Genomic DNA, 21,654 nt, shown 5'->3' with positions numbered 1-21,654 from the left:
TCTGCGAGGCAATAGACGGTGAACGTGCTGGACATCCTGCTGCTGGCCGGCGCCGTGTGGTTCGCGGTCATCGGCTATCGACAGGGGTTCGTCGTCGGCATCCTGTCGGTGATCGGGTTCCTGGGCGGCGGACTCGTCGCCGTCTACCTGCTGCCGATTCTCTGGGACCAGTTGACGAACGGATCCGAGGTCTCGTCGACGGCGGCGGTCGTCGCAGTCGTGATCGTGATCGTCTGCGCCTCCGTGGGGCAGGCGTTCACCACGCACCTCGGGAACAAGCTCCGCCGGTACATCACATGGTCACCGGCGCGTGCCCTCGACGCCACCGGGGGCGCCCTGGTCAACGTCGTCGCGATGCTGCTGGTCGCCTGGCTGATCGGCTCGGCGCTGGCCGGTACTTCGCTGCCGACGCTGGGCAAGGAGGTTCGAAGCTCTTCGGTCCTGCTCGGCATCTCGCGGGTGATGCCCGTCCAGGCCTCGACCTGGTTCACCGATTTCTCCTCGGTGCTCGCGCAGAACGGCTTCCCGCAGGTGTTCAGCCCCTTCGCCAACGAGCCGATCACGGAGGTCCAGGCCCCGGATCCGGCGCTGATCGGCAGTCCCGTCGCGGCCCGGGCCAAGCAGTCCATCGTCAAGGTCGTGGGTACGGCCCCGAGTTGCGGCAAGGTCCTCGAAGGCACCGGCTTCGTGTTCGCCGACCGGCGCGTGATGACGAACGCCCACGTCGTCGGCGGAGTCGATGAGCCGACCGTCCAGATCGGCGGCCAGGGGCGGCTGTACGACGCAAAGGTCGTGCTCTACGACTGGCAGCGCGACATCGCTGTACTCGATGTCCCGAACCTCGACGCGAAGCCGTTGAAGTTCACCGACACCGACCACGACGCCCGGACCGGCAACAGCGCCATCGTCGCGGGCTTCCCGGAGAACGGCTCGTACGACGTACGGGCCGCGCGTGTCCGGGGCCGCATCGACGCCAAGGGCCCGGACATCTACCGCCGGGGCACCGTCCGCCGTGATGTCTACTCGCTCTACGCGACTGTCCGGCAGGGGAACTCGGGCGGGCCGCTGCTGACCCCCGACGGCAGGGTGTACGGAGTCGTGTTCGCGAAATCGCTCGACGACCCCGACACCGGCTATGCGCTGACGGCCGACGAGATCCGCCAGGACATCGCGCATGGCCTCTCCGCCAACCAGCAGGTCGACAGCCAGGGGTGTGCGCTGTGACGGCTGCCGCGTAACGACTGGGGCGGGCGTGCGGCCCCACCTGATCTGGGGCGGGCGTGCGGGCGCCACCGGACGTCCGGCTTCGCTCGATCGGGGGAGACTCTGTCCTCGCCCTGACCTGTCGTCGCCTCGTCGCCTCGTCGCCTCGTCGCCTCGTCGCCTCGCTCGCCTCGCTCGTGTCGCCGGTCGTCGGCACGGCTGGACGTGCTCCTCTCGTCGAGCCGCGCGACCTCGTGCGCAGGGGCAACGTCACAGCACTGCGCAACGGTGCGACCCTGGCCACTGCGGCCACTGCGGCCACTGCGGCCACTGCGGCCACTGCGGCCACTGCGGCCACTGCGGCCAGTGCGCCCACTGCGCCCACTGCGCCCACTGCGCGACCGTGCGCATCGGGCGGTCCCGGGACGCCCTTCACCCGTTGCTCCGCCCTGCGAACGACGACCCTGTCCTCATCCGTCGCCACCACGACCCGTGGATCAGGTGTCCGCCGCCGCGCGGCCGTCGCGCACTCGCCAGGTCGTCATGACCACAAGCATGGGTGCTCCGTGGCGAGGGTGCTTGGCCGCCGCGCGATCGTACGGCGCCGAACGGCGCAGCCTCTTGGGCAGCCATCGTCGGTCCGCGGCCACCGGGAAGTCCCTGCAGAGGTCTCAGCCGGGACCCACGGACACGAAGTTCCCTGTCCGTGGCCAGGCCGACGGGCCGCAGGCTACTCGTCCGATCGATGAACTACCCCGATGCACGGGGCAGTTGTCATCCGCGTGGGTGGCGCAGGCGCGCCGAGACCCAGCGGGCTCTGCGGCGCAGAATACGCGGAATGCCCAGCTGGGGATCGTGCAGAACATGCATGTCGTGCACCCGGCCCTGGGGGCCGCTCCCCTCGTGTTTGCTCGGACCCGCCGTGGCGGTCGAGCGACGGTTGCGTGCTGCGTCACCGAAGTCGTGCGTCCAGCCCATACCTCGACGTCTGCCCGTGCCTCATGGTCGGTAACCGCCCATCCGTCAGCCAATTGGCCTATGCGTCGGGCAATTGGCTGTTTGCCGGACCGCCGAGCCCGCGGACTACCGGTCGGGCTCGGGATCCTTGAGCCAGCTGATGAGTTCGGCCGAGAAGCCGACCGGATCCTCCTCGTGCGGGAAGTGCCCCAGACCGTCGAAAAGTCGCCAACGGTACGGCGCTTCGACATACTCGCCCGACCCCGCCGCGCTCCGTGTGCGGACGGCCGGATCGAGCGAACCATGCAGGTGCAGGGTGGGGACGCGCACCGGAAGTTTCATCCGGCGGTTGAACTGGATTCCGTCCGGACGGGCGAGGGAGCGCACCATCCAGCGGTAGGGCTCGATCGAACAGTGCGCGGTCGACGGGATGCACATCGCCCGCCGGTAGGTATTGATTGTGGTGTCGTCGGGGAAGCCCGGGGTCCGGGGGCCCGCCCAGTCATGGATCAGTCGGCCCACCAACGCCGCGTCGTCGGCGACGAGCTGACGCTCCGGTACCCACGGGCGCTGGAAGCCCCACACGTAGGAGCCCGCCCGGGTCTGCGCGAAGTCGGAGAGCATCGAGGAACGCCAGCGGCGGGGGTGCGGCATGGAGGAGACCACGAGACGCCGCACCAGCTTCGGCCGCATCACGGCGGCTGTCCAGGCGAGGTAGCCGCCCAGGTCATGACCGACCAGGGCGGCGTCGGGTTCACCGAGCGAGCGGATGACGCCGGTGACGTCGAGCGCCAGGTTGGCCGGGTCGTACCCCCTGGGCGTACGGTCGCTGCCGCCGACGCCTCGCAGATCCATCGCCACGGCGCGGAATCCGGCATCGGCCAGCGCGGTGAGCTGATGGCGCCAGGTCCACCAGAACTGCGGGAAGCCGTGCAGCAGCAGTACGAGCGGCCCTTCGCCGAGCTCGGCGATGTGGAAGCGGGCACCATTGGCGGCCACGTCCCGGTGCGTCCATGGCCCGTCCAGGCGTACAGGCCCGCCCGCACCGCCCGTGCCGCTTGCGCCGGGCGCGGCACCCGCACCGGCCGAGCCGGACGGGACGCCTGAACCGTGCGAGCCGGATGCGGTGGGCAGGGACGGGGAGCCGGACGGGTGAGGCGAGCCGAGCGACACGGAGGAGTCGGATGCTCCGGACGGGGCCGGAGGGGCCGAGGGATCTGCGGAACCGTCCGAGCCCACAGGACCGTCCTGGGGATCCCGGCCGTCAGGCCCCACCTGACCTGCCCCCCGAGCCGCCCGACCGCCAGGACCTTCCCTGCCCGCTCGGCTCGCCGGGTCATTCGGACTTAGCGGGTCGGATGCGCTGGAATCGGAGACCGTCATGTCGACGAGCGTGCCACAGCCGACGCCTCGTCCTGCACCGGAGACTGTTCCGGCGCTCTGGCTGCCAGCGTGCTGCCTGCGGCGTCCGGACGACCCGTCCCCGCCGTGACGGCCGGGCGCGGGTGCGGCTTGACGCCCTGCAGCACGGCCGCCGTCTGCTTGGCCGAGGCAATGGACTTCTCCGGCGGCTTCACCTTCTTGAACTTGGCGATGGCGAACAGTGCGAGCAGCACTCCGAGGAGGATGAAGGCGCCGCCCACGATCAGGAACGACCAGGCCAGCCCGAGTCCCAGGTTATGGATTCCGTACGCTGCCGCGAAGCTCAGCACCGGGATCGCGAACAGGAACAGCACACCCGCGACGATGATCACCACGCTGCCGGTGACGCCGCGCTTGACGTCCTGGCGCACCTCGGCCTTGGCCAGGGCGATCTCGTCGTGCACCAGTGCGGACATCTCGGCCGTCGCCGCGGCGACCAGCTGCCCGAGACTGCGGTCGGCGCTGCCCGCGTTGTTGCCGGGGTCGCTCATCCCTGACTCCCTCTTCTGCTCTCCTGCTCAACACATCTGGTGTCAGATCATGCCGGACTGTCCGGCTTGCTGCTCGCTGCCCCCGCCAGTTGGGCAAGATGGCGGTGTTCGGCCGCCTTCTTTTCGTGGATCGCGGCCATCCGAAGGTGGTACGCCGGATCGCCGTGCTCGTAGACGTCGGGCACGCCGTCCTCGTCCTCGTCGAGCTCCTCCGCATCGTGCAGCATCCGGTACTTGCGTACCCGGAGCTTGAGCAGCACCCCGGAGAGCAGGGCGGCTGTCAGGGAGCCGATCAGTACGGCCGCCTTGATCTCGTTGACCGAGTCCTTGTCACCGACGAAGGCAAGTTCGCCGATGAGCAGCGAGACGGTGAAACCGATTCCGGCGAGAGAGGCGACCGCGAAGACATCCGCCCAGGCCAGTTCCTTGTTCAGCTCCGCCTTGGTGAAACGGGTGGCCAGCCAGGCACCGCCGAAGATGCCGACCGTCTTGCCGACGACGAGACCCAGGACGACGCCGAGCGTCTCGGGCCGGGCGAAGACGTGTGCCAGTGCCCCGCCGGAGAGCGACACGCCGGCGGAGAAGAGGGCGAACACCGGCACCGCGACACCGGCCGAGAGGGGACGGATCAGGTGCTCGATGTGCTCGCCGGGGGACTGCGTCTCACCGTCCCGGCGCGTGCAGCGCAGCATCAGGCCCATGGCGACACCAGCGATGGTGGCGTGAATGCCGCTGTTGTACATCAGGCCCCAGATGACCACGGCAAGCGGGACGTACACGTACCAGCCGCGCACCTTGAGGCGCAGCAGCAGGTAGAACACGGCGAGGCCGACGAAGGCGCCGATCAGCGCGATGAAGTTGATCTTCTCCGTGAAGAAGACCGCGATGATCAGGATGGCGAAGAGGTCGTCGACGACGGCGAGTGTCAGCAGGAACGCGCGCAGTGCGTTCGGCAGCGAGGTGCCGATGACCGCGAGGACGGCGAGCGCGAAAGCGATGTCGGTGGCGGTGGGTACGGCCCAGCCGTCGGTGGAGCCGCCACCGGTCACGGCCACCAGTGTGTAGACGACGGCGGGAACCGCCATTCCGCACAGCGCGGCGATGACCGGGAGGGCCGCGGCCTTGGGGTCGCGGAGTTCGCCCGCGACGAGTTCCCGTTTGAGTTCGACGCCCGCGACGAAGAAGAAGATCGCGAGGAGCCCGTCCGCCGCCCAGTGCTCGACCGAGAGGTTGAGCCCCAGGGAGCCGGGGCCGAAGTGGAGATCGCTTACGGCGTCGTAACTGGCGCCGAAAGTGTTTGCCCACACCAGGGCCGCTATCGCGGCGACCAGCAGAATGACTCCGCCGACGGTTTCGGTGCGCAGGGCTTCCGCGAGGTAGTTCCGCTCGGGGAGGGACAGCCGTCCCAGGAACGTGCGGCGGGACGGGGACGTGGGGGTGGGCGCGTCCACGGGCGGGGACCTCCGGGTCGGTGCGGCGACGATGGCATGGCTGATGCACTTGCCGACCAGACTTCCCGGCACACCCGGTGGAGCTTTGTTGTTTTCTTGACGCGCCTGCCACTGTACCCCGGGTGTGCCCGGTTCAATCCGGTGATCATCACCCGATGAGCCCGAGGGACATACGGCGCGGGCGGTTTCTAGGGATCGCCGCATGCCCCTCGGTGCGTTCGCTCGGCCCTCGGCGCTCCGACCCCGGAGGCCGGGGCACCCTGGGCGGAGCGACGCGCCCGGTCCTCGAAGGAGACGGGCTCAGTCCTCGGAGGACGAGGAGGACGGCAGCTGGGTCTGGATGAGGTCCATCACCGAGGAGTCGGTGAGCGTCGTCACGTCGCCGAGCTCGCGGTTCTCGGCGACGTCACGCAGCAGACGCCGCATGATCTTGCCGGAGCGGGTCTTCGGCAGCTCGGCGACCGGAAGGATCCGCTTCGGCTTGGCGATCGGACCGAGCGTGGCGCCGACATGGTTGCGCAGCTCCGCGACGAGCTCGTCGGAGGTACTTGCCGACCCACGCAGTATCACGAACGCGACGATGGCCTGGCCGGTCGTCTCGTCGGCGGCGCCGACCACGGCGGCCTCGGCGACCGACGGGTGCGACACGAGCGCCGACTCGACCTCGGTGGTCGAGATGTTGTGCCCGGACACGAGCATCACGTCGTCGACCCGGCCGAGCAGCCAGACGTCGCCGTCCTCGTCCTTCTTCGCACCGTCGCCGGCGAAGTACTTGCCTTCGAAACGCGACCAGTAGGTGTCGATGAAGCGCTGGTCGTCGCCCCAGATGGTGCGGAGCATCGACGGCCACGGCTCGGTCAGGACGAGGTAACCGCCCCCGCCGTTCGGCACCTCGTTGGCCTCGTCGTCGACCACCGTGGCGGAGATGCCGGGCAGGGCGCGCTGGGCGCTCCCCGGCTTGGTCTCCGTGACACCGGGCAGCGGCGAGATCATCATCGCGCCGGTCTCGGTCTGCCACCAGGTGTCCACGATCGGGCACGTGTCGGCGCCGATGTGCTTGCGGTACCACATCCACGCCTCGGGGTTGATCGGCTCACCGACCGATCCGAGGACCCGGAGACTGCTCAGGTCGAACTTGGCGGGGATGTCGTCACCCCACTTCATGAACGTACGGATCGCGGTCGGCGCGGTGTAGAGGATCGTGACGCCGTACTTCTGCACGATCTCCCAGAAGCGCCCCTGGTGCGGGCTGTCGGGCGTGCCCTCGTACATGACCTGCGTCGCACCGTTGGCCAGCGGGCCGTAGACGATGTACGAGTGCCCGGTCACCCAGCCGATGTCGGCGGTGCACCAGAAGACGTCGGTCTCCGGCTTGAGGTCGAAGACCGCGTGGTGGGTGTACGCCGCCTGGGTGAGGTAGCCGCCGGAGGTGTGCAGGATGCCCTTGGGCTTACCCGTCGTACCCGAGGTGTAGAGGATGAAGAGCGGCTGCTCCGCCTCGAACGCCTCGGGGGTGTGCTCGGCGGACTGCCGACCGGTGATCTCGTGCCACCAGACGTCGCGGCCCTCGGTCCACGCGGTGTCCTGGCCGGTGCGCCGGACCACGAGCACGTGCTCGACCCCGTCGATGCGGGAGACCGCTTCGTCCACGGCGGGCTTGAGCGCGGACGGCTTGCCGCGTCGGTAGCCGCCGTCGGCGGTGATGACGACCTTGGCGTCCGCGTCCTGGATGCGGGCGGCGATGGCGTCGGCGGAGAAACCGCCGAAGACCACCGAGTGCGCGGCGCCGATGCGGGCGCAGGCCAGCATCGCGATGGCGGCCTCGGGAATCATCGGGAGGTAGACGGCGACCCGGTCGCCCTTGTTGACACCGAGCTCGACGAGTGCGTTCGCGGCCCGGGAGACCTCGTCCTTCAGGTCGGCGTAGGTGATGGCGCGGCTGTCGCCCGGCTCGCCCTCGAAATGGATGGCGACCCGGTCGCCGTGGCCGGCCTCGACATGACGGTCCACGCAGTTGTACGCGACGTTGAGCCTGCCGTCCGCGAACCACTTCGCGAAGGGCGGGTTGCTCCAGTCGAGCGTTTCGGTCGGTTCCGTGGCCCAGGTCAGGCGGCGGGCCTGCTCGGCCCAGAAGCCCAGCCGGTCAGCCTCGGCCTGCTCGTACGCCTCCGCCTTGACGTTGGCGTTCGCTGCCAGATCGGCAGGCGGTGCGAACCGCCGCTCCTCACGAAGCAGATTGGCCAGGCTTTCGTTGCTCACGACATCTCCCATTCCCAGGGTGTCCGTTGTGTCCCGCGCATAGCTCATCAGGCCAGGGGCCGGGTGACAAGAGTCTGCCGGGAATTGGTTTAGACCTGTGTTTCGGTGTATGGAGACACGGGCTCCGCCTCCCACATGCTGCGCCGGGCCGTGCAGCACGGTGCGGAGTGACACGGTGCGACATGATTCGGGGCGGTACGGGTGGTGGCGCGGGAGTCGGAGCCACGGGGTCCTACGGAATTTCCACGGGCCTGCGGCCCGCCCGGTTCAGATGCTGGTGGGTTTCCAGTTCAGATGTCGGCGGGCTGTCGCTCGCCCGGGTCGGAAAGGGTACTCGTCGTGCTCGGTGAGGCACCGGGTTCGGGGGTGTCGCGGTCGCCGGGGCCCACCCGCTCGAAGACCTCGTCGAGGGCCAGGCCGGTACTGGCGCCGTCGGACAGCAGATATGCCTGCGCTTCGCCCACGTGAAAGTACATTCCGTGCACGTGGAGTGTGCCTTCGGTAAGCCGCCGCGCGACTGTTTCGTGGGCTCGTAGATGTTCCAGCTGCTGGATGACGTTGGTGAGGCAGAGCTGTTCCACGGCGTCCACCGGCAGTCGGCCGGAGATCCGGGCCCATGAGTGGTGGCGGGAGCCCATGCGCTCCAGGCTCGGCAGCCCGTGTCTCAGCCAGCGCCAGAGGGCGGTCTGCGGGGTTCCCGGGGCGGGGCGGCCTTCGAGCAGTGCGTGCATTGCACCACAGCCGGAGTGCCCGCAAATGGTGATGGACTCCACCCCCAGCACGTTCACCGCGTATTCGATGGCGGCCCCCACCGAGTTGTCCGCCGGCTCGGCGTTCGGCGGCGGCACCAGATTGCCGATGTTCCGAACGGTGAACAGGTCACCCGGTCCGCTCGCCGTGATCATGCTGGTGACCAGACGCGAATCGGCGCAGGTGATGAAGAGCTGGGAGGGCCGCTGGCCCTCTCTGGCCAACCGGGCCAGCTCCTCGCGCACCAGCGGGGCGGTGTCGCGCTGGAACGAGCTGAGTCCACTGAGCAGTTGCCCGGTTCTCGCCGGGCGCCGGGCGGCGGCGAACGAGGGGGTCGTGGCTGCGGAGGGGGCGTCGTTTCCTGGCGCGGCCATGGCGTTCGGTCCGGAACCGGTGAGGTCGGGGACGGTGGCGTTCGAGCCGGTGGGACGGACTCCGGGGCCGGAGGCGAGGTCGGGGCCGGAACCCGGGTTGAGGGAAGGGGCAGGGCCGCATACGTTGCCGGAACCCGTGCGGAGGGAAAGGGCAGGGCCGGTGGGGCCAGGGCTGGAGGCGGGGGAGTGGTTGACGTCGGCGCGGGCGCCGTTGAAGGTGGTGCTGAGGCCGTGGCGGGGGTCGAACGGCTGGTCGGACGGATCGTGGCACTGATGATTGCGCCACGGGGTCCAGGGGTGACAGCAGGAGTGCGCCGCTGAGGCGGGCTCCGCGATCCGTCCCCCCGACCTGCCGGTGAAGACGACCCGACCGCCGTGGGCGGTCTGGGCGACGCTCCAGTCCCGGATCGTCTCGTAGGCCGCGTGGTCCATGAAGAAGCCGTCGAGCTCGACGACCACATGCCCGTCCTGCGGCAGTCGGCCGAGGGTCCGGCTGAGCCGGGGCACTGCGAGAAACGTCAACTGGCCCCGTACGACAACCAGATGCTGCCCGTCCTGATCGGTGACACTGATCCTGGTACGGGCCAGGCGGTGGAGGGCGACGACCACTGCCACGGCGATGCCGATCGCCACTCCCTCAAGAACGCCGAGAAGGATCACACCGCTGATCGTCGCTCCGTACACTAGGACCTCCCGGTGTTTGTGGACGTTGCGGATGTGGGCGAAACTCACCATTTGGATACCGACCGTCATGACCAGCGCGGCGAGCGCGGCCAAGGGAATTTGTTCCAGGACGGTGACCAGCAGGGCGGCGGCGACGATCACCCAGACGCCGTGCAGCACGGTGGAGGCCCGGCCGGTCGCCCCCGCCCGGACATTCGCCGAACTCCGCACCGCTCCGCCGGACACCGCCAGGCCTCCCACCAGTCCGGACAGGGTGTTGGCAATGCCTTGCGCACGCAACTCGCGGTCGAGGTCGGAACGCCCGACACGCGGGACGGGTAGAGGCTGTGAGGTCGGCTCCGCCGGTCCGGCGGTTTGGGAGGACACGGTCGGCAACGCCGATACCCCCGACGTGTCCGGCATGTCCGACGGGCCTGGTGAGTCCGAGGAGGCCAAAGAGGCCCCGGGGGAGGGGCGGTCGTGGCCCGCCTCGACGTGTGCGGTCGGAGAAGACGCCGTGGCCGGATCGGAAAACGGGTCCCGGCCCGGGGTGGCGTCCGCCGCAGGCGTGGGCGGGGTCACTGCCGTGGTTCCGGCACCGTTCCCGGCGGCGGCTCGTGCGCCGACGCGGTCGGCGCTCAGCTTGTCCACGGCGACCGCGGCGAGCAGCGACTCGAGACTGGCCACCAGCATCACTGTGAACACGGCGGTGGCGAGTGCGAGGACCGGTCCATGAGGCAGCTCCGGCAGCGCGTGCGAACGCCAGGACGGCAAATCGACGCGGGCGATCTCGGGCGCCGTGACCGCGGCTACTGCCGTTGTGGTCGCCACCGCGACAAGGGCGGCCGGAACACGTCGTACCGCCAGGCCGATGCGGCCGGGAATCCGTGACCACAAGATCAGGACGGCGATGGTCAGGGCGCCGATCAGCGGCGCGGAAGGGGTCACCTTTCCCAACTGATCCGGCAATGCCAGGAAGTTGGATACCGCGGAGCTCTCGGGCGAACCGCCGAGCACGATGTGGAGCTGGGCGAGGGCGATGGCCACACCGATGCCGGCGAGTGTTCCGTGCACGATGGCGGGGCTGACCGCGAGAGCACTGCGCGCCGCGCGCAGTGAGCCCAGCAGGATCTGCAGCAGTCCGGCGCCGATGGTGATGGCGCAGGTGGTGCGCCAGCCATGGATCTGAATCAACTCGGCCGTGACCACGGTCAGTCCGGCGGACGGGCCACTGACCTGGAGCGGGGTGCCGCCGAGCATCCCGGCGACGATGCCGCCGATCGCGGCGGAGAGGAGCCCGGCTGTCAGTGGCGCGTCCATGGCGACGGCCAGGCCGAGCGACATCGGGACGGCGAGCAGGAACACCGTGATCGATGCCGAGAGATCGGCGCCCGTGACGCGGAGCCGAGGACCGCCTGGCAACGATGGTCGCCGCGGCGGGCTGTGAGGCCGCTTGACCCCCGAGGCGCGAGGCGGGCGCGAACTGCGGGACGAGCGGCTGTGACGTGTGGGCACGCAGGCAGACATGTTTCCCGTCTCCTCCGGAAGGCGTGGGCGCGAACGTGAGGGAAGCGGCCGTGAATCACGGCATGCGGCGGCGGGATTTCCCAACTCTTAGTAAACAGATCGTAATGGGGAGTAAATATCTGTGTCCATGCTTGGGGATAAATGACCTATTCATTCACTCATCCAGGTGAATGGGCTGCTTTCTAGGTAGACGGCTGTGCCCGTCTCGGTGCGTATGCGTGCGGATTCTCTCGGGCTAAAGCGTCATATTTTGCGCAAAACAACCGCGAGAGAGGCAGGACGAATGCCGGCTGCCACGACAGGCCGTGCGTGGAGGAGCAGAGGCGTGGAGGGAGGAACCGGGGCGAGGGGCATGGCCGGGCGGTCGGGCCTGTGCTGCGTGACCATTGCGCTGGTTGCGGGGCTGATCGGTTGCTCGGCCCGGTCGCACGACAGGGGCGGTGTGGCCGGACCCCGCGCCGAGCAGCCCGGGGCCGCAGCGAAGAAGCGCGCCCCGGGAACGGCGCCCAGAAGCGTGTTCCGCCTCATCGGGGATGGGGCCACCGCCTTCACCGGCGGTCAGCCGAGGCGGTCTGCCGTCAAGCCCCTGGTCGCGGGCCGGAAGCCGCCGTAATTCGTGGTGTTCTCATGGGACGGCGCCGGTGAGGACGGTCAGAAACTGTTCTCGTATCTCTGCGAGGTGGGCAGGAGGTACCACGCGAACATGATGTATTTCCTCAGCGGCGTGTACATGCTCCCGGAGAGCAAACGGAAGCTCTACGACCCACCGCAGCACGGCATCGGCAGCTCCGACATCGGATTCAACGACACCGAGGGCATCCGCAACACCATCGCCCAGATACGAGGGGCCTGGGCGGACGGCAGCGAGATCGGTACCCACTTCAACGGCCACTTCTGCGGTTCGGACGGTGGCGTCGGTACCTGGACCGTCGACCAGTGGAAGAGCGAGATCGACCAGGCCAAGTCATTCGTGAAGAACTGGAAGACCAACGACCCCGCCCTCAAGGACGAGATGCCGCTCCCCTTCGACTACGAGAGGGAGCTCGTCGGTGGCCGCACCCCGTGCCCGGAGGGGAGGAAGAACATGGTGGCCGCGGCGCGCACGATGGGCTTCCGCTATGAGTCCAGTGGGGGCGGCCGTCAGGTCCGGCCGAAGAAGAAGGGCGGTGTCTGGAACCTCTCGATGCAGCTTGTCCCGGTGCCGGGGCGCGGATTCGAGACGCTCTCGATGGACTACAACTTCATGTTCAACCAGTCCGGTACGACGGCAGGGACGGATTGGGCGGTAAACGGGGAGGCCCCCGGGGAGGGGCGCGGAGCGCACCGCTGACCGCGGTCGGTGGCGATGCCCGGTGCGTGGCCTGGTGACCACGCACCGGGCATCGGCTGCGCAACCCGCCGTCCGGGCCGACGCCCGAGAACGTGACTCCGCCCCGATCCCCGCACCTGGCCCGGGCAGCGGGCGCATCGGAGCGGCCGCCTTCCGTGGCCTCTTCGACCTCTTCCCGACCCGGGCGCTGCTCGGTCAGGCGGGCTGCACTGCACCGTCCCGCGCATACCGTTCATCCAGCACGAAGGCGGGGTCGACCTGAGCTGCCAGATCTGCGCCCGTCTTCTCGTTGCCCCAACTCTCCGCGTTCTTCAGATGGAAGTGCACCATCTGTCGGGTGTAGCGCTCCCAGTCGCGCTGCCCGTACGAGTCGTCCGCGGCGTTCTGCAACGCCTGCAGGGCCATCCGGTTGTCCGCCTCCAACTGCTCGAAGCGGTCCGGCCGGCCCTTCTCCATCGCCCGTACCCAATCGGAGTGACCGACGCTGACCAACAGGTCATCACCCACTTCGGCGCGCAGGAAGTCGATGTCGTCCTTGCCCTGCACCTTGTTGCCGACGACCTTCAGCGCGACCCCGTAGTCCCGGGCGTACTCCTTGTACTGCCGATAGACCGAGACGCCCTTGCGGGTCGGCTCGGCAACCAGGAACGTCATGTCGAAACGAGTGAACATCCCCGAAGCGAACGAGTCGGATCCGGCCGTCATGTCAACGACGACGTAGTCCTCGGGCCCGTCGACGAGATGGTTGAGGCAGAGCTCGACCGCGCCGACCTTGGAGTGGTAGCAGGCCACTCCAAGGTCCGATTCGGTGAACGGCCCGGTGGCCATCAACCGGATCTGCCCGTCGTCGAGGTCGATCGTGCGGGCGCAGGTGTCGTAGACGGGATTGTTCTCACGGACCCGCAGCAGCCGTGATCCCTCGCCGGGCGGGGTCGTCTTGATCATTGTCTCGGCGGAGGCGATGCGGGGGTTGCTCCCGCGCAGATAGTCCTTGATCAGGGGAAGTTGGGCCCCCATGGCCGGCAGGGCCGCGGCCTCCCGGTCGTCGAGGCCGAGTGCAGCGCCGAGATGCTGGTTGATGTCGGCGTCCACCGCGACGACATGGGCTTCATTGGCTGCGAGGTGACGGATGAAGAGCGAGGACAGCGTGGTCTTGCCGCTGCCGCCCTTGCCCACGAAAGCGATCTTCATGTTCACCTAGGGTAGCGCCATGATTGCTTTCCGCTTTCGCTCTTCGTGAAGAACGCCACTCCTGGGTGGTATTGGCGGAGCGGGCGCGTAGCCTCGCTACTTATGAGTACGACTGCCTCCGATCCGCTCGCAGCCCTGGGCACTCTGCCGGGAGTCGCCGAGGCGGTGGACTCCGTGCGCAAGGCCGTGGACCGGGTCTACGGCCATCGCATCATGCGACGTCGCAGTAACGAGGTCACCGCGGAAGCGGCGCTGCGCGGTGCTCGTGGCTCGGCGGCGCTGTCCGGTGCCGACTGGAGTCTGGAGGAGGTGCGTCGCCGTACCGATTTCGGTGGTGACGACGGGGCGCGGGCGATCGGAGCGGCTCTGCGGCTCACCGCCGAGGCGGGGCAACTGCTCTCCATCTGGAGACAGTCACCCGTGCGGGTGCTCGCCCGATTGCATCTCGTCGCGGCTGGGGGTGCGGAACCCGAGGACGCCGTCGGCCGTCCGCGCCTGGCGGGTGAACACGTTGACGAGCCGCTGATCGAGGCGCCGCTGCCCGACGCCGACGAGGTGGCCGGGCGGTTGGACGGGCTCTCCGGACTGATCCTCGCCGGGACTGCCGCACCCGCACTGGTGACGGCGGCGGTGGTGCACGGCGAACTCCTGGCCCTGCGCCCCTTCTGCTCGTACAACGGTCTTGTCGCGCGGACCGCGGAGCGGATCGTGTTGATCGGGAGTGGGCTCGACCCCAAGGCGATCTGCCCCGCCGAGGTCGGGCATGCCGAGCAGGGGCGGGCGGCATACCTTGCGGCGTTCGAAGGATATCTGTCGGGAACGCCGGACGGGATGGCGTCCTGGATCTCGCATTGCGGGCGATCCGTGGAACTGGGCGTCAGGGAGTCCACTGCGGTCTGCGAAGCGTTGCAGCGCGGCGCTGCGTGACGTTGCGCGTGTGGCCGGGGTGACGGAATCGTCGGGCACCCGGCCGAGACGATGTGCGACTGTCGTGCGCGACTGGGTCCGACACCGCGCGTGTGATGTCACGGCGGTGACCTCGTCGCCCGACCTCGGTGTGGGGCACTGCGACGTGCGGCGAAGAACGTGCACCTGAGTGCGGCGAGGAGCCGGCACCTGAAAAGGGTTGCGGCGGTACCGACCTCGGTACCGCCGCTGGCATGTCTACCCAGTTACCATGCGTCCTCGATATATGCCCATCAGGTCGGGTGCTTTGCCCGTTCCCTGGTGCGGCTGGCCCGTAATCGACGGGTCGACGTCGCGTGGGTGCTCGGTTTTCATGCTCGGTCCGTGGGGCCTTCTGCGTGTTACAGGTAATCCTTTCGGATGTCCTTGGTCTCGCGGGCCGTTGAGTCCTTTGTACTCCAGAGCCAGGTTGAGCGGTAGTGGCGGCCGCACATCTTTACTTTTAGGTTCAATTACGCATGGGTTGGTCATATCGGTCCAACCGCTGGAAATTGCTGATTTGGTGAGTAGTGGGGGCGGATTCCGGATCCGATTGGCCGGGGTGGTCGGCAGGTGCGATGGGGCAGGTGTTGGCGGGCCGGGTGGTGTGGCGGGGTGCGCGAAAGCACCGCCCGGCCCGCGGGTCAGACGGGCGTGGCGATGGCGCGGCGGCGTGAGGTGTACCAGACCAGTCCCGCTGCCACGGCGGCTGCCCCCACTGCCGCAGCCGCTACCAGCGCCGGACGCGGCGGCATGGAGAACGCGGGCAGCCGTTGCTTCAGGCGGACCGGGCGATTGAAGACGAGAATCGGCCACTCGCGAAGGGTCGCTTCGCGTCGCAGGGCGCGGTCCGGGTTCACTGCGTGGGGGTGTCCGACCGACTCCAGCATCGGCACATCGGTCATGGAGTCGCTGTAGGCGTAGCAGCGCGAGAGGTCGTACCCTTCCGACATCGCGAGCGACTTGATCGCTTCGGCCTTCGTCGGCCCGTAGGCGTAATACTCCACCTCCCCGGTGAAACAGCCGTCGTCGCCGACGACCATCCGGGTGGCGACGACTCGGTCGGCGCCGAGCAGTTCGCCGATCGGCTCGACGACCTCCGCGCCCGATGTGGAGACGATCACCACGTCGCGTCCGGCGGTGTGGTGTTCCTCGATGAGGGTTGCCGCCTCGTCGTAGATGATCGGGTCGATCAGGTCGTGCAGGGTCTCGGCGACGATTTCCTTCACTTGCCGGACGTTCCAGCCCTTGCATAGCGCGGAGAGATATTCCCGCATCCGTTCCATCTGGTCGTGATCTGCCCCTCCGGCGAGGAACACGAACTGGGCGTACGCAGTGCGCAGTACGGCGCGGCGGTTGATCAGTCCGCCATGGTAGAAGGACTTGCTGAAGGTCAGTGTCGAAGACTTCGCAATGACCGTCTTGTCCAGGTCGAAGAAGGCTGCTGTGCGCGGCAAGAAGCGGTTTTCCACACGGCAGAGCATAGGGGCCCACCATTCGGCGTAAACTCCGGCGCGTGGGTTTGCCTGAGAAGGCTCTCGGGTACACCATGGAAGTCACGGATCGTTCGCGACCGTGCTAACCCGGTCCGGCTCCTCCCCCCCCCCGAGTCGGCCGTGGGGACGACCCCCGCTCTCCCCCCCGGCGGGGGTCGTCGCATGTCCGGACGCATTTCTGCCGTTCGGAACCAAGCATTCCGACCCCCTATTGGATCGTGTTGGCCGACTGTCGCCCTGTCGTTTGCCATCCTGCCTCGTCACTCTGGGTAACGGAAGTGCTGCTCTCCGGAAGTCGTTGGTATGGGTGACGGAGTTATTCACAGCGGCAGGGTTGTCCACAGTTTTCGAGCAAGATCCACACGATTTCCGGAAGTGCCGCACGGTGATTCCGACCGCGAAGTCCGCGGGTTGCGGAATCGCTGATCCCGGAACGCTCCGAGATCGCTGCGACCCGCGGCGAACGTGCAGTGAGAAGGGGGCGGAGATCGTGGCTGAATCCAACGCGCGGGATCGTCTGCCGGCCGCCGAAGCGCGACGGGGCGGGCCTCTGATCGTGACCGAGGATGTGGAACTCCTCGACGATCTCCTGCGGCTGTGTGCGGCCGCAGGAGCAGAACCGGAAGTTCATCATTCGCTGCCTGATCGTCGGGGCAGTTGGGAACAGGCTCCGATGGTCCTCGTGGGCGACGATGCCGCGCGGAGGTGCCGTGGAGCGGTTCGCAGGCGCGGAGTGATGCTTGTCGGGCGGGACCAGGACGCGCCGGACGTGTGGCGCCGCGCCGTGGAGATCGGGGCCGAATATGTGCTGAGGCTGCCCGATTCGGAGGGTTGGCTCGTCGATCAGATCGCCAACGCGGTGGAAGGCGTCGGCCGGCCCGCGCTCACTGTCGGGGTGATCGGCGGACGGGGTGGCTCGGGAGCGTCGACACTGGCCTGCGCCCTGGCGGTGACTGCGGCTGATGCAGGACGGCGGACCGTACTGATCGACGGTGACCCGCTCGGCGGAGGCATCGATGTGCTGCTCGGCGGCGAACGCGCCGAAGGTTTGCGGTGGCCGGATTTCGCCCATTCCAAAGGTCGGGTCGGCGGCTGTGCGCTGGAGGAGTCGTTGCCGTCGCTGCATGGGCTACGCGTGCTCAGTTGGGGGCGTGACGACTGCGTGGCCATCCCGCCGGAGGCGATGCGAGCGGTGTTGGCCGCTGCGCGGCGACTCGGCGGGGTGGTGGTCGTCGATCTGCCGCGTCGGGTCGACGAGGCCGCAGCCGAGGTGCTCGCCCAGTTGGACCTCGGGCTGCTGCTGGTTCCCGGGGAACTTCGCGCGGTGGCGGCGGCGAAGCGGGTGGCGTCGATGGCCGGGATGGTTCTGGACGACCTGCGTGTGGTGGCCCGCGGCCCGTACGCGGCAGGCCTCGACGCGCAATGGGTGGCGCAGGCTCTGAGGCTGCCGCTCGTCGGTGAACTCCCGGTCGACACAGGGCTCCTGGGGGCACAGCAGGACGGCTCTCCCCCCGGTGGGAGTGCGCGAGACCCACTGGCCAGGTTCTGCGCGGCGTTCTGGGAGCGAGCGATGGCCTCGCGGGACGTGGCGGGGCACGGCGCCGGGGGTGCGGCATGACCGACACGCTGCTCGACGCCGTCCGGCAGCGGTTGGCGCAGAGTGGTGCGGCTCCGACCCCGGCCGGGGTGGCAGCTGCGCTGCGGGCGCAGGGGCGCTTGCTCGGGGACGCCGAAGTGCTTGTGGTGACCGATGAGTTGCGCGGTGAACTGGTCGGTACCGGGGTGCTGGAGCCGCTGCTCGCCGACCCGGCGGTGACGGACGTGCTGGTGTCCGCCCCCGATCGGGTGTGGATGGACCGGGGAGGCGGGCTCGAACTCACCGGAGTGACCTTTCCGGACGCAGCCGCGGTGCGCAGGCTGGCACAGCGGTTGGCGGCCGTGGCGGGGAGGCGGCTGGACGACGCCCGGCCCTGGGTGGACGCGCGGCTGCCGGACGGAACCCGTATGCATGCCGTGCTGCCACCGGTGTCCGTCGGGTCGACGTGTCTGTCCCTGCGGGTGGTGCGGCCCAGGGCCTTCTCGCTGATGGAGCTGGTTGCGGCGGGAACCGTGCCACCGGGTGGCGATCGGGTGCTGAGGGCGCTGGTGGAGGCCCGGGTCTCGTATGTGATCAGCGGGGGGACCGGGGCCGGAAAGACGACCCTCCTGTCGAGTCTGCTGGGCGCGGTGGGGCAACGGGAACGCATCGTGCTGGCGGAGGATTCGGCCGAGCTGCGGCCGGACCACCCGCACGTGGTGCGTCTGGAGACCCGCCCTGCCAACCAGGAGGGGGCGGGTCAGGTGTCCCTTCGCGATCTGGTGCGGCAGGCACTGCGCATGCGGCCCGACCGACTGGTGGTCGGAGAGGTACGGGGTGCCGAGGTGACGGAATTGCTCGCGGCGCTGAACACCGGGCACGAGGGCGGTTGCGGGACGGTTCACGCCAATGCCGCCGAGCACGTACCCGCCCGTCTCGAGGCATTGGGGACGGCGGCGGGGCTGGACAGAGCGGCACTCCACAGCCAGTTGGCAGCGGCGTTGTCGGTGGTGGTTCATCTCGTGAGGGACCGGTCCGGACAGCGGCGGATCTCCGAGGTGCAGGTCCTGGACCGGGACGCGGCCGGGCTGGTGGTGACCGTGCCGGCGCTGCGCTGGGGTACTGCCGGATTTGTTCAGGAGCGGGGATGGAGTCGGCTGCGGTCACTGATCGGGGGCGTGCTGTGAACGGAGGCGCGATGCCGGGGGCGGCGGCGAGCGCGAGCTGTGTCGCGCTCCTGTGTCTCTTGATTGCTGCCCGGTCGGTGACTGTGCGGGGCCGGAGGCGGCGCAGAGCCCGAGCGATGTTCGTCGATGGTGGGCCGGCGTCGCCGCTGGGTCTGTGCCGGGAGCGGGCGAATGGGTGGCTTCGGCAGGGGGTGCGGGAAAGGCCGGAGTGGTTGTGCCTCCCGGTTGCGCTGGGCGTCGCTGTTCTGGGCCGGTCCGTGCTTCCCCTGCCGGCAGGGGCGGTGGCGATCCCGCTGGTCCGGCGGTGGCTGCGGCGACGCGCTGTGAGGCGGGGGCGGGAACGCCGGGCCGATGACGTGGTGGCGCTGTGCGGCGCCGTGGTGGGTGAGCTGAGGGCCGGTCGCGAGCCGGGGTGGGCGTTGGTCCTCGCAGCGCGCGGTACGGACGCGTTGGGGGCGATGGGGGCGGGCGTGTCCGCTGCGGCTCGGTTCGGTGGGGACGTGCCGGAGGCGCTCCGGCAGGCGTCCCGTGTGCCGGGCCTGGACGGGCTTGCCGGAATGGCGGCGTGCTGGCGGGTGGCCGTGGACGGAGGTGCCGGACTCGCGGCAGGACTGGATCGGCTGGAGGGCGCGCTGAGAGCGGAACGGCGCGGGCGGGAGGAGTTGCGGGCCCAACTGGCCGGCGCCTGGTCGACGGCGGCCGTGTTGGCACTGCTGCCGGTGCTGGGGTTGGGACTGGGGGCCATGCTCGGGGCCGAACCACTGCGGGTGCTGTTCCACACTCCGGCGGGGTTGGCCTGTCTGGCGGTGGGTGGGTTGCTGGAGACGGCAGGCCTCTGCTGGGCCGGGCGGATCGTACGGGCGGGGGAGGCGCCATGAACGGGGTCACCCGAGAGGTCGCGCATGGGGTGGCGGTGTGGGCCGCTGTGGGCATGGCCACGTGTCTGGGCCTCGCCCTGGTGGCACGGCGACAGATGCGGGCAGGGCGACGCCGAGGTGCGGCGCTGTTCGCGATCGGCCGGGAGAAGCGTCGACGTGGATGGGCACTGTCCGGCGTCCGGGTGAAGGAGTGGATCGCACCGGTGGGTGTCGCGGCCCTGGGTGCGGTTCTGATCGGAGGTCTGGCGGGGTGTGCGTCCGGTCTGGCGGGGGCGTACGGAATCCGGCGATGGCAGCGGAATCACAGTGCCCGCGAACCGGGGCAGGACGCTGTCGGGGCTGCGGAGATGGTGCGCCAACTTCCCCTGGCTGCTGACCTCCTGGCTGCCTGCATCTCCGCCGGTGCCGGACCGTGGGAGGCCGCGGAGGCGGTGGGGGAGTCGTTGGGCGGACCGGTTGGTGTGCGACTTGCACGGACGGCGGCGGAAATCCGGCTCGGTGGTGAGCCTGCGGCGGCCTGGGAGAGGTTCGGCGAGGTACCCGGGGCGCGCGCACTGTCCCGTTGCCTGGAACGGGCGGGAACGACCGGAGCGCCGGCGGCGGAGCCGGTGGCTCGGCTCGCCGAGGCATTGCGGGCCGAGCGGGCAAGTGCGGCCGTGGCCCGTGCCCAGCGAGCGGGTGTGTTGATCACCGCGCCGGTGGGGCTCTGCTTCCTTCCCGCCTTCCTGGCTGTCGGAGTGGCACCGGTGGTGATCGGCCTGGCGACCGGCCTGCTTCACACCGGCTGAGGAGCCGGCGGAACCAGCAGAGCCAGCAGAGTCAGTGGAACCGGCAGGTCCGACGGGGCCGGTAGGGCCGATGCGGCTGACGGGCCCCGGCGGATTCGGCAGAAAAGAATCAGCGCCTCTCTGTACGCACAAACAACTGCTCAATCAGTAGAAATCACGTATTTCACGGAGGTTGACATGGTGCAGCGAATCGGTGGTTGGGTGCGGCGCATGATGCGCCGAGTCCGGTCAGACCACGGAATGACGACATCCGAATATGCGGTGGGAACGATTGCCGCCTGCGCGTTCGCGGCGGTGCTCTACAAGGTGGTCACCAGCCAGCCGGTCATGTCCGCGCTGCAGTCGTTGGTGAAGGACGCGCTCGATGCGAAGTTCTAGAGGCGGCAGTGGCACGGGGGACAGGGGAGCGGTGACGGCGGAGGCGGCCATGGCTGTTCCCGTGCTGGTGGTGTTCGCGCTGTCGCTGGTCTGGGCGCTGATGGCTGCCTCCGCCCAGATCAGATGTGTGGACGCGGCCAGGGCCGGGGCGAGGGCGGCGGCACGCTCGGAACCGGAAGCGCAGGTTCTGGAGGTTGCCCGTTCGGCGGCACCCGGTGGAGCCGAAGTCGCGACGGAGCGAATCGGTGAACTGTGGCGCGTGAGGGTGGCGGCACCGGCGCCCGGCTTCGGTCCGCTGGCGCTGACGTTGCACGCCGAGGCGGCGGCGCTTGCCGAGGACACGGTGGGGGCGACACGGTGACGGGGACGAGCCGGGCGACCCTGGGCCGGGGCCGGGATGAGGACCGGGACCTGTCTCTGGGCCACGCCTGTGTCTCGGCCCGGGTCCTGGGCCGGGCGCATCGTGACTCGGGGCTGGCGACGGTGTGGGTGGCGATGACGACGGCAACGTTGTGCGTGGTCTTCGCCGTCGTGCTGGCCCTCGGGCAGGTGGTGGTCGTCAGGCACCGGGCAGGCGGGGCGGCGGACCTCGCGGCGCTGGCAGCGGCCGACCGGGCCCTGAGCGGGCCGGAGCAGGCATGCGACACGGCCGAGAGGGTGGCTGCGGCGCAGGGGGCCGTGGTGGTGCGGTGCACGGTGCGTGGGGAGATCGCCGACGTCACGGTCCGGGTGAGCTTCGGACCATACGAACCGGCGGCCAGGTCCAGGGCCGGCCCTCCGTCGGCTGC

The 21,654-nt window shown here is 69.3% G+C and carries 16 protein-coding genes and 2 pseudogenes; 10 read left to right on the top strand and 8 right to left on the bottom strand.

Annotated elements, in window-relative coordinates; translation table 11 throughout:
- Positions 1-18 precede the first annotated feature (18 nt).
- Positions 19-1,224, top strand: coding sequence for a MarP family serine protease (locus tag ACFC79_RS15010; RefSeq protein WP_376239876.1), 1,206 nt, complete (start codon positions 19-21; stop codon positions 1,222-1,224).
- Positions 1,225-1,977: 753 nt separating this feature from the next.
- On the opposite strand, the gene ACFC79_RS15005 is transcribed toward ACFC79_RS15010, so the two are convergent.
- The 6 genes from ACFC79_RS15005 to ACFC79_RS14980 all read right to left on the bottom strand — a co-directional run bounded on the left by ACFC79_RS15005 (position 1,978) and on the right by ACFC79_RS14980 (position 11,097).
- The gene (locus tag ACFC79_RS15005) at positions 1,978-2,181 is read right to left on the bottom strand and encodes a hypothetical protein (RefSeq protein WP_376239874.1); all 204 of its coding nucleotides are present in this window, start codon (positions 2,179-2,181) and stop codon (positions 1,978-1,980) included.
- A gap of 105 nt (positions 2,182-2,286) precedes the next feature.
- A complete protein-coding gene (locus tag ACFC79_RS15000; RefSeq protein ID WP_376240183.1) occupies positions 2,287-3,294 on the bottom strand; it encodes an alpha/beta fold hydrolase in 1,008 nt (335 codons plus the stop codon).
- A gap of 245 nt (positions 3,295-3,539) precedes the next feature.
- Complete coding sequence (locus ACFC79_RS14995; RefSeq protein WP_376239871.1) at positions 3,540-4,073, bottom strand: phage holin family protein; 534 nt, start codon at positions 4,071-4,073, stop codon at positions 3,540-3,542.
- A gap of 47 nt (positions 4,074-4,120) precedes the next feature.
- A complete protein-coding gene (gene nhaA, locus ACFC79_RS14990) occupies positions 4,121-5,524 on the bottom strand; it encodes a Na+/H+ antiporter NhaA (RefSeq protein ID WP_376239868.1) in 1,404 nt (467 codons plus the stop codon).
- Between the two features lie 300 nt (positions 5,525-5,824).
- On the bottom strand, positions 5,825-7,795 hold the full coding sequence (gene acs, locus ACFC79_RS14985; RefSeq protein WP_376239865.1) for an acetate--CoA ligase: 1,971 nt from the start codon (positions 7,793-7,795) through the stop codon (positions 5,825-5,827).
- Between the two features lie 278 nt (positions 7,796-8,073).
- Positions 8,074-11,097 carry a SulP family inorganic anion transporter gene (locus ACFC79_RS14980; protein ID WP_376239863.1) on the bottom strand — a complete coding sequence of 1,008 codons (3,024 nt, stop codon included), beginning with the start codon at positions 11,095-11,097 and terminating at the stop codon, positions 8,074-8,076.
- A 352-nt stretch (positions 11,098-11,449) separates the two neighbouring features.
- Between ACFC79_RS14980 and ACFC79_RS14975 the strand changes: the two are divergent.
- Positions 11,450-12,370: pseudogene (locus tag ACFC79_RS14975) on the top strand (hypothetical protein); the annotation flags it as partial.
- A gap of 252 nt (positions 12,371-12,622) precedes the next feature.
- Here ACFC79_RS14975 and ACFC79_RS14970 read toward each other — a convergent pair.
- Positions 12,623-13,618 carry an ATP-binding protein gene (locus ACFC79_RS14970; protein WP_376239860.1) on the bottom strand — a complete coding sequence of 332 codons (996 nt, stop codon included), beginning with the start codon at positions 13,616-13,618 and terminating at the stop codon, positions 12,623-12,625.
- A gap of 102 nt (positions 13,619-13,720) precedes the next feature.
- Here ACFC79_RS14970 and ACFC79_RS14965 point away from each other — a divergent pair, with 102 nt between their 5' ends.
- Positions 13,721-14,545: an oxidoreductase gene (locus tag ACFC79_RS14965; RefSeq protein WP_376239858.1), complete on the top strand. Its 825-nt coding sequence runs from the start codon at positions 13,721-13,723 to the stop codon at positions 14,543-14,545.
- A 662-nt stretch (positions 14,546-15,207) separates the two neighbouring features.
- On the opposite strand, the gene ACFC79_RS14960 is transcribed toward ACFC79_RS14965, so the two are convergent.
- Entirely contained in the window at positions 15,208-16,047 is an 840-nt protein-coding gene (locus ACFC79_RS14960) for an HAD family hydrolase (RefSeq protein ID WP_376239855.1), read from the bottom strand.
- 568 nt (positions 16,048-16,615) lie between these two features.
- Here ACFC79_RS14960 and ssd point away from each other — a divergent pair.
- The 7 genes and pseudogenes from ssd to ACFC79_RS14925 form a co-directional block, all read left to right on the top strand.
- A complete protein-coding gene (ssd, locus tag ACFC79_RS14955; protein ID WP_376240180.1) occupies positions 16,616-17,677 on the top strand; it encodes a septum site-determining protein Ssd in 1,062 nt (353 codons plus the stop codon).
- The gene (locus tag ACFC79_RS14950; RefSeq protein WP_376239852.1) at positions 17,674-18,822 is read left to right on the top strand and encodes a TadA family conjugal transfer-associated ATPase; all 1,149 of its coding nucleotides are present in this window, start codon (positions 17,674-17,676) and stop codon (positions 18,820-18,822) included. Before ssd ends, ACFC79_RS14950 begins: the two co-directional genes overlap by 4 nt.
- An 11-nt stretch (positions 18,823-18,833) precedes the next feature.
- The gene (locus tag ACFC79_RS14945; RefSeq protein WP_376239849.1) at positions 18,834-19,700 is read left to right on the top strand and encodes a type II secretion system F family protein; all 867 of its coding nucleotides are present in this window, start codon (positions 18,834-18,836) and stop codon (positions 19,698-19,700) included.
- Positions 19,697-20,488, top strand: coding sequence for a type II secretion system F family protein (locus ACFC79_RS14940; RefSeq protein WP_376239846.1), 792 nt, complete (start codon positions 19,697-19,699; stop codon positions 20,486-20,488). The genes ACFC79_RS14945 and ACFC79_RS14940 overlap by 4 nt, the downstream gene beginning before the upstream one ends.
- 177 nt (positions 20,489-20,665) lie before the next feature.
- Entirely contained in the window at positions 20,666-20,866 is a 201-nt protein-coding gene (locus tag ACFC79_RS14935) for a DUF4244 domain-containing protein (RefSeq protein ID WP_376239843.1), read from the top strand.
- Positions 20,853-21,227, top strand: coding sequence for a TadE family type IV pilus minor pilin (locus ACFC79_RS14930; RefSeq protein ID WP_376239840.1), 375 nt, complete (start codon positions 20,853-20,855; stop codon positions 21,225-21,227). The genes ACFC79_RS14935 and ACFC79_RS14930 overlap by 14 nt, the downstream gene beginning before the upstream one ends.
- Positions 21,119-21,583, top strand: a pseudogene (locus tag ACFC79_RS14925) (Rv3654c family TadE-like protein); the annotation flags it as partial. The gene ACFC79_RS14930 and the pseudogene ACFC79_RS14925, both read left to right, overlap by 109 nt.
- Positions 21,584-21,654 lie beyond the last annotated feature (71 nt).

The organism is Streptomyces sp. NPDC056061 (genome assembly GCF_042266885.1).
GTDB lineage: Bacteria > Actinomycetota > Actinomycetes > Streptomycetales > Streptomycetaceae > Streptomyces.
The sequence above is the reverse complement of the archived record's forward strand: the minus strand, read 5'-3'. Positions and strand labels throughout refer to the sequence as shown.

Coding starts and splice junctions, on each gene's coding strand:
- ACFC79_RS14970 (WP_376239860.1), bottom strand. CDS start 13,618: ATGAAGATCGCTTTCGTGGGCAAGGGCGGCAGCGGCAAGACCACGCTG.
- ACFC79_RS15005 (WP_376239874.1), bottom strand. CDS start 2,181: ATGGGCTGGACGCACGACTTCGGTGACGCAGCACGCAACCGTCGCTCG.
- ACFC79_RS14980 (WP_376239863.1), bottom strand. CDS start 11,097: ATGTCTGCCTGCGTGCCCACACGTCACAGCCGCTCGTCCCGCAGTTCG.
- ACFC79_RS14960 (WP_376239855.1), bottom strand. CDS start 16,047: ATGCTCTGCCGTGTGGAAAACCGCTTCTTGCCGCGCACAGCAGCCTTC.
- ACFC79_RS14940 (WP_376239846.1), top strand. CDS start 19,697: ATGAACGGGGTCACCCGAGAGGTCGCGCATGGGGTGGCGGTGTGGGCC.
- ACFC79_RS14930 (WP_376239840.1), top strand. CDS start 20,853: ATGCGAAGTTCTAGAGGCGGCAGTGGCACGGGGGACAGGGGAGCGGTG.
- ACFC79_RS14935 (WP_376239843.1), top strand. CDS start 20,666: ATGGTGCAGCGAATCGGTGGTTGGGTGCGGCGCATGATGCGCCGAGTC.
- ACFC79_RS14965 (WP_376239858.1), top strand. CDS start 13,721: ATGAGTACGACTGCCTCCGATCCGCTCGCAGCCCTGGGCACTCTGCCG.
- acs (WP_376239865.1), bottom strand. CDS start 7,795: ATGGGAGATGTCGTGAGCAACGAAAGCCTGGCCAATCTGCTTCGTGAG.
- ACFC79_RS14950 (WP_376239852.1), top strand. CDS start 17,674: ATGACCGACACGCTGCTCGACGCCGTCCGGCAGCGGTTGGCGCAGAGT.
- ACFC79_RS14995 (WP_376239871.1), bottom strand. CDS start 4,073: ATGAGCGACCCCGGCAACAACGCGGGCAGCGCCGACCGCAGTCTCGGG.
- ACFC79_RS14945 (WP_376239849.1), top strand. CDS start 18,834: ATGCCGGGGGCGGCGGCGAGCGCGAGCTGTGTCGCGCTCCTGTGTCTC.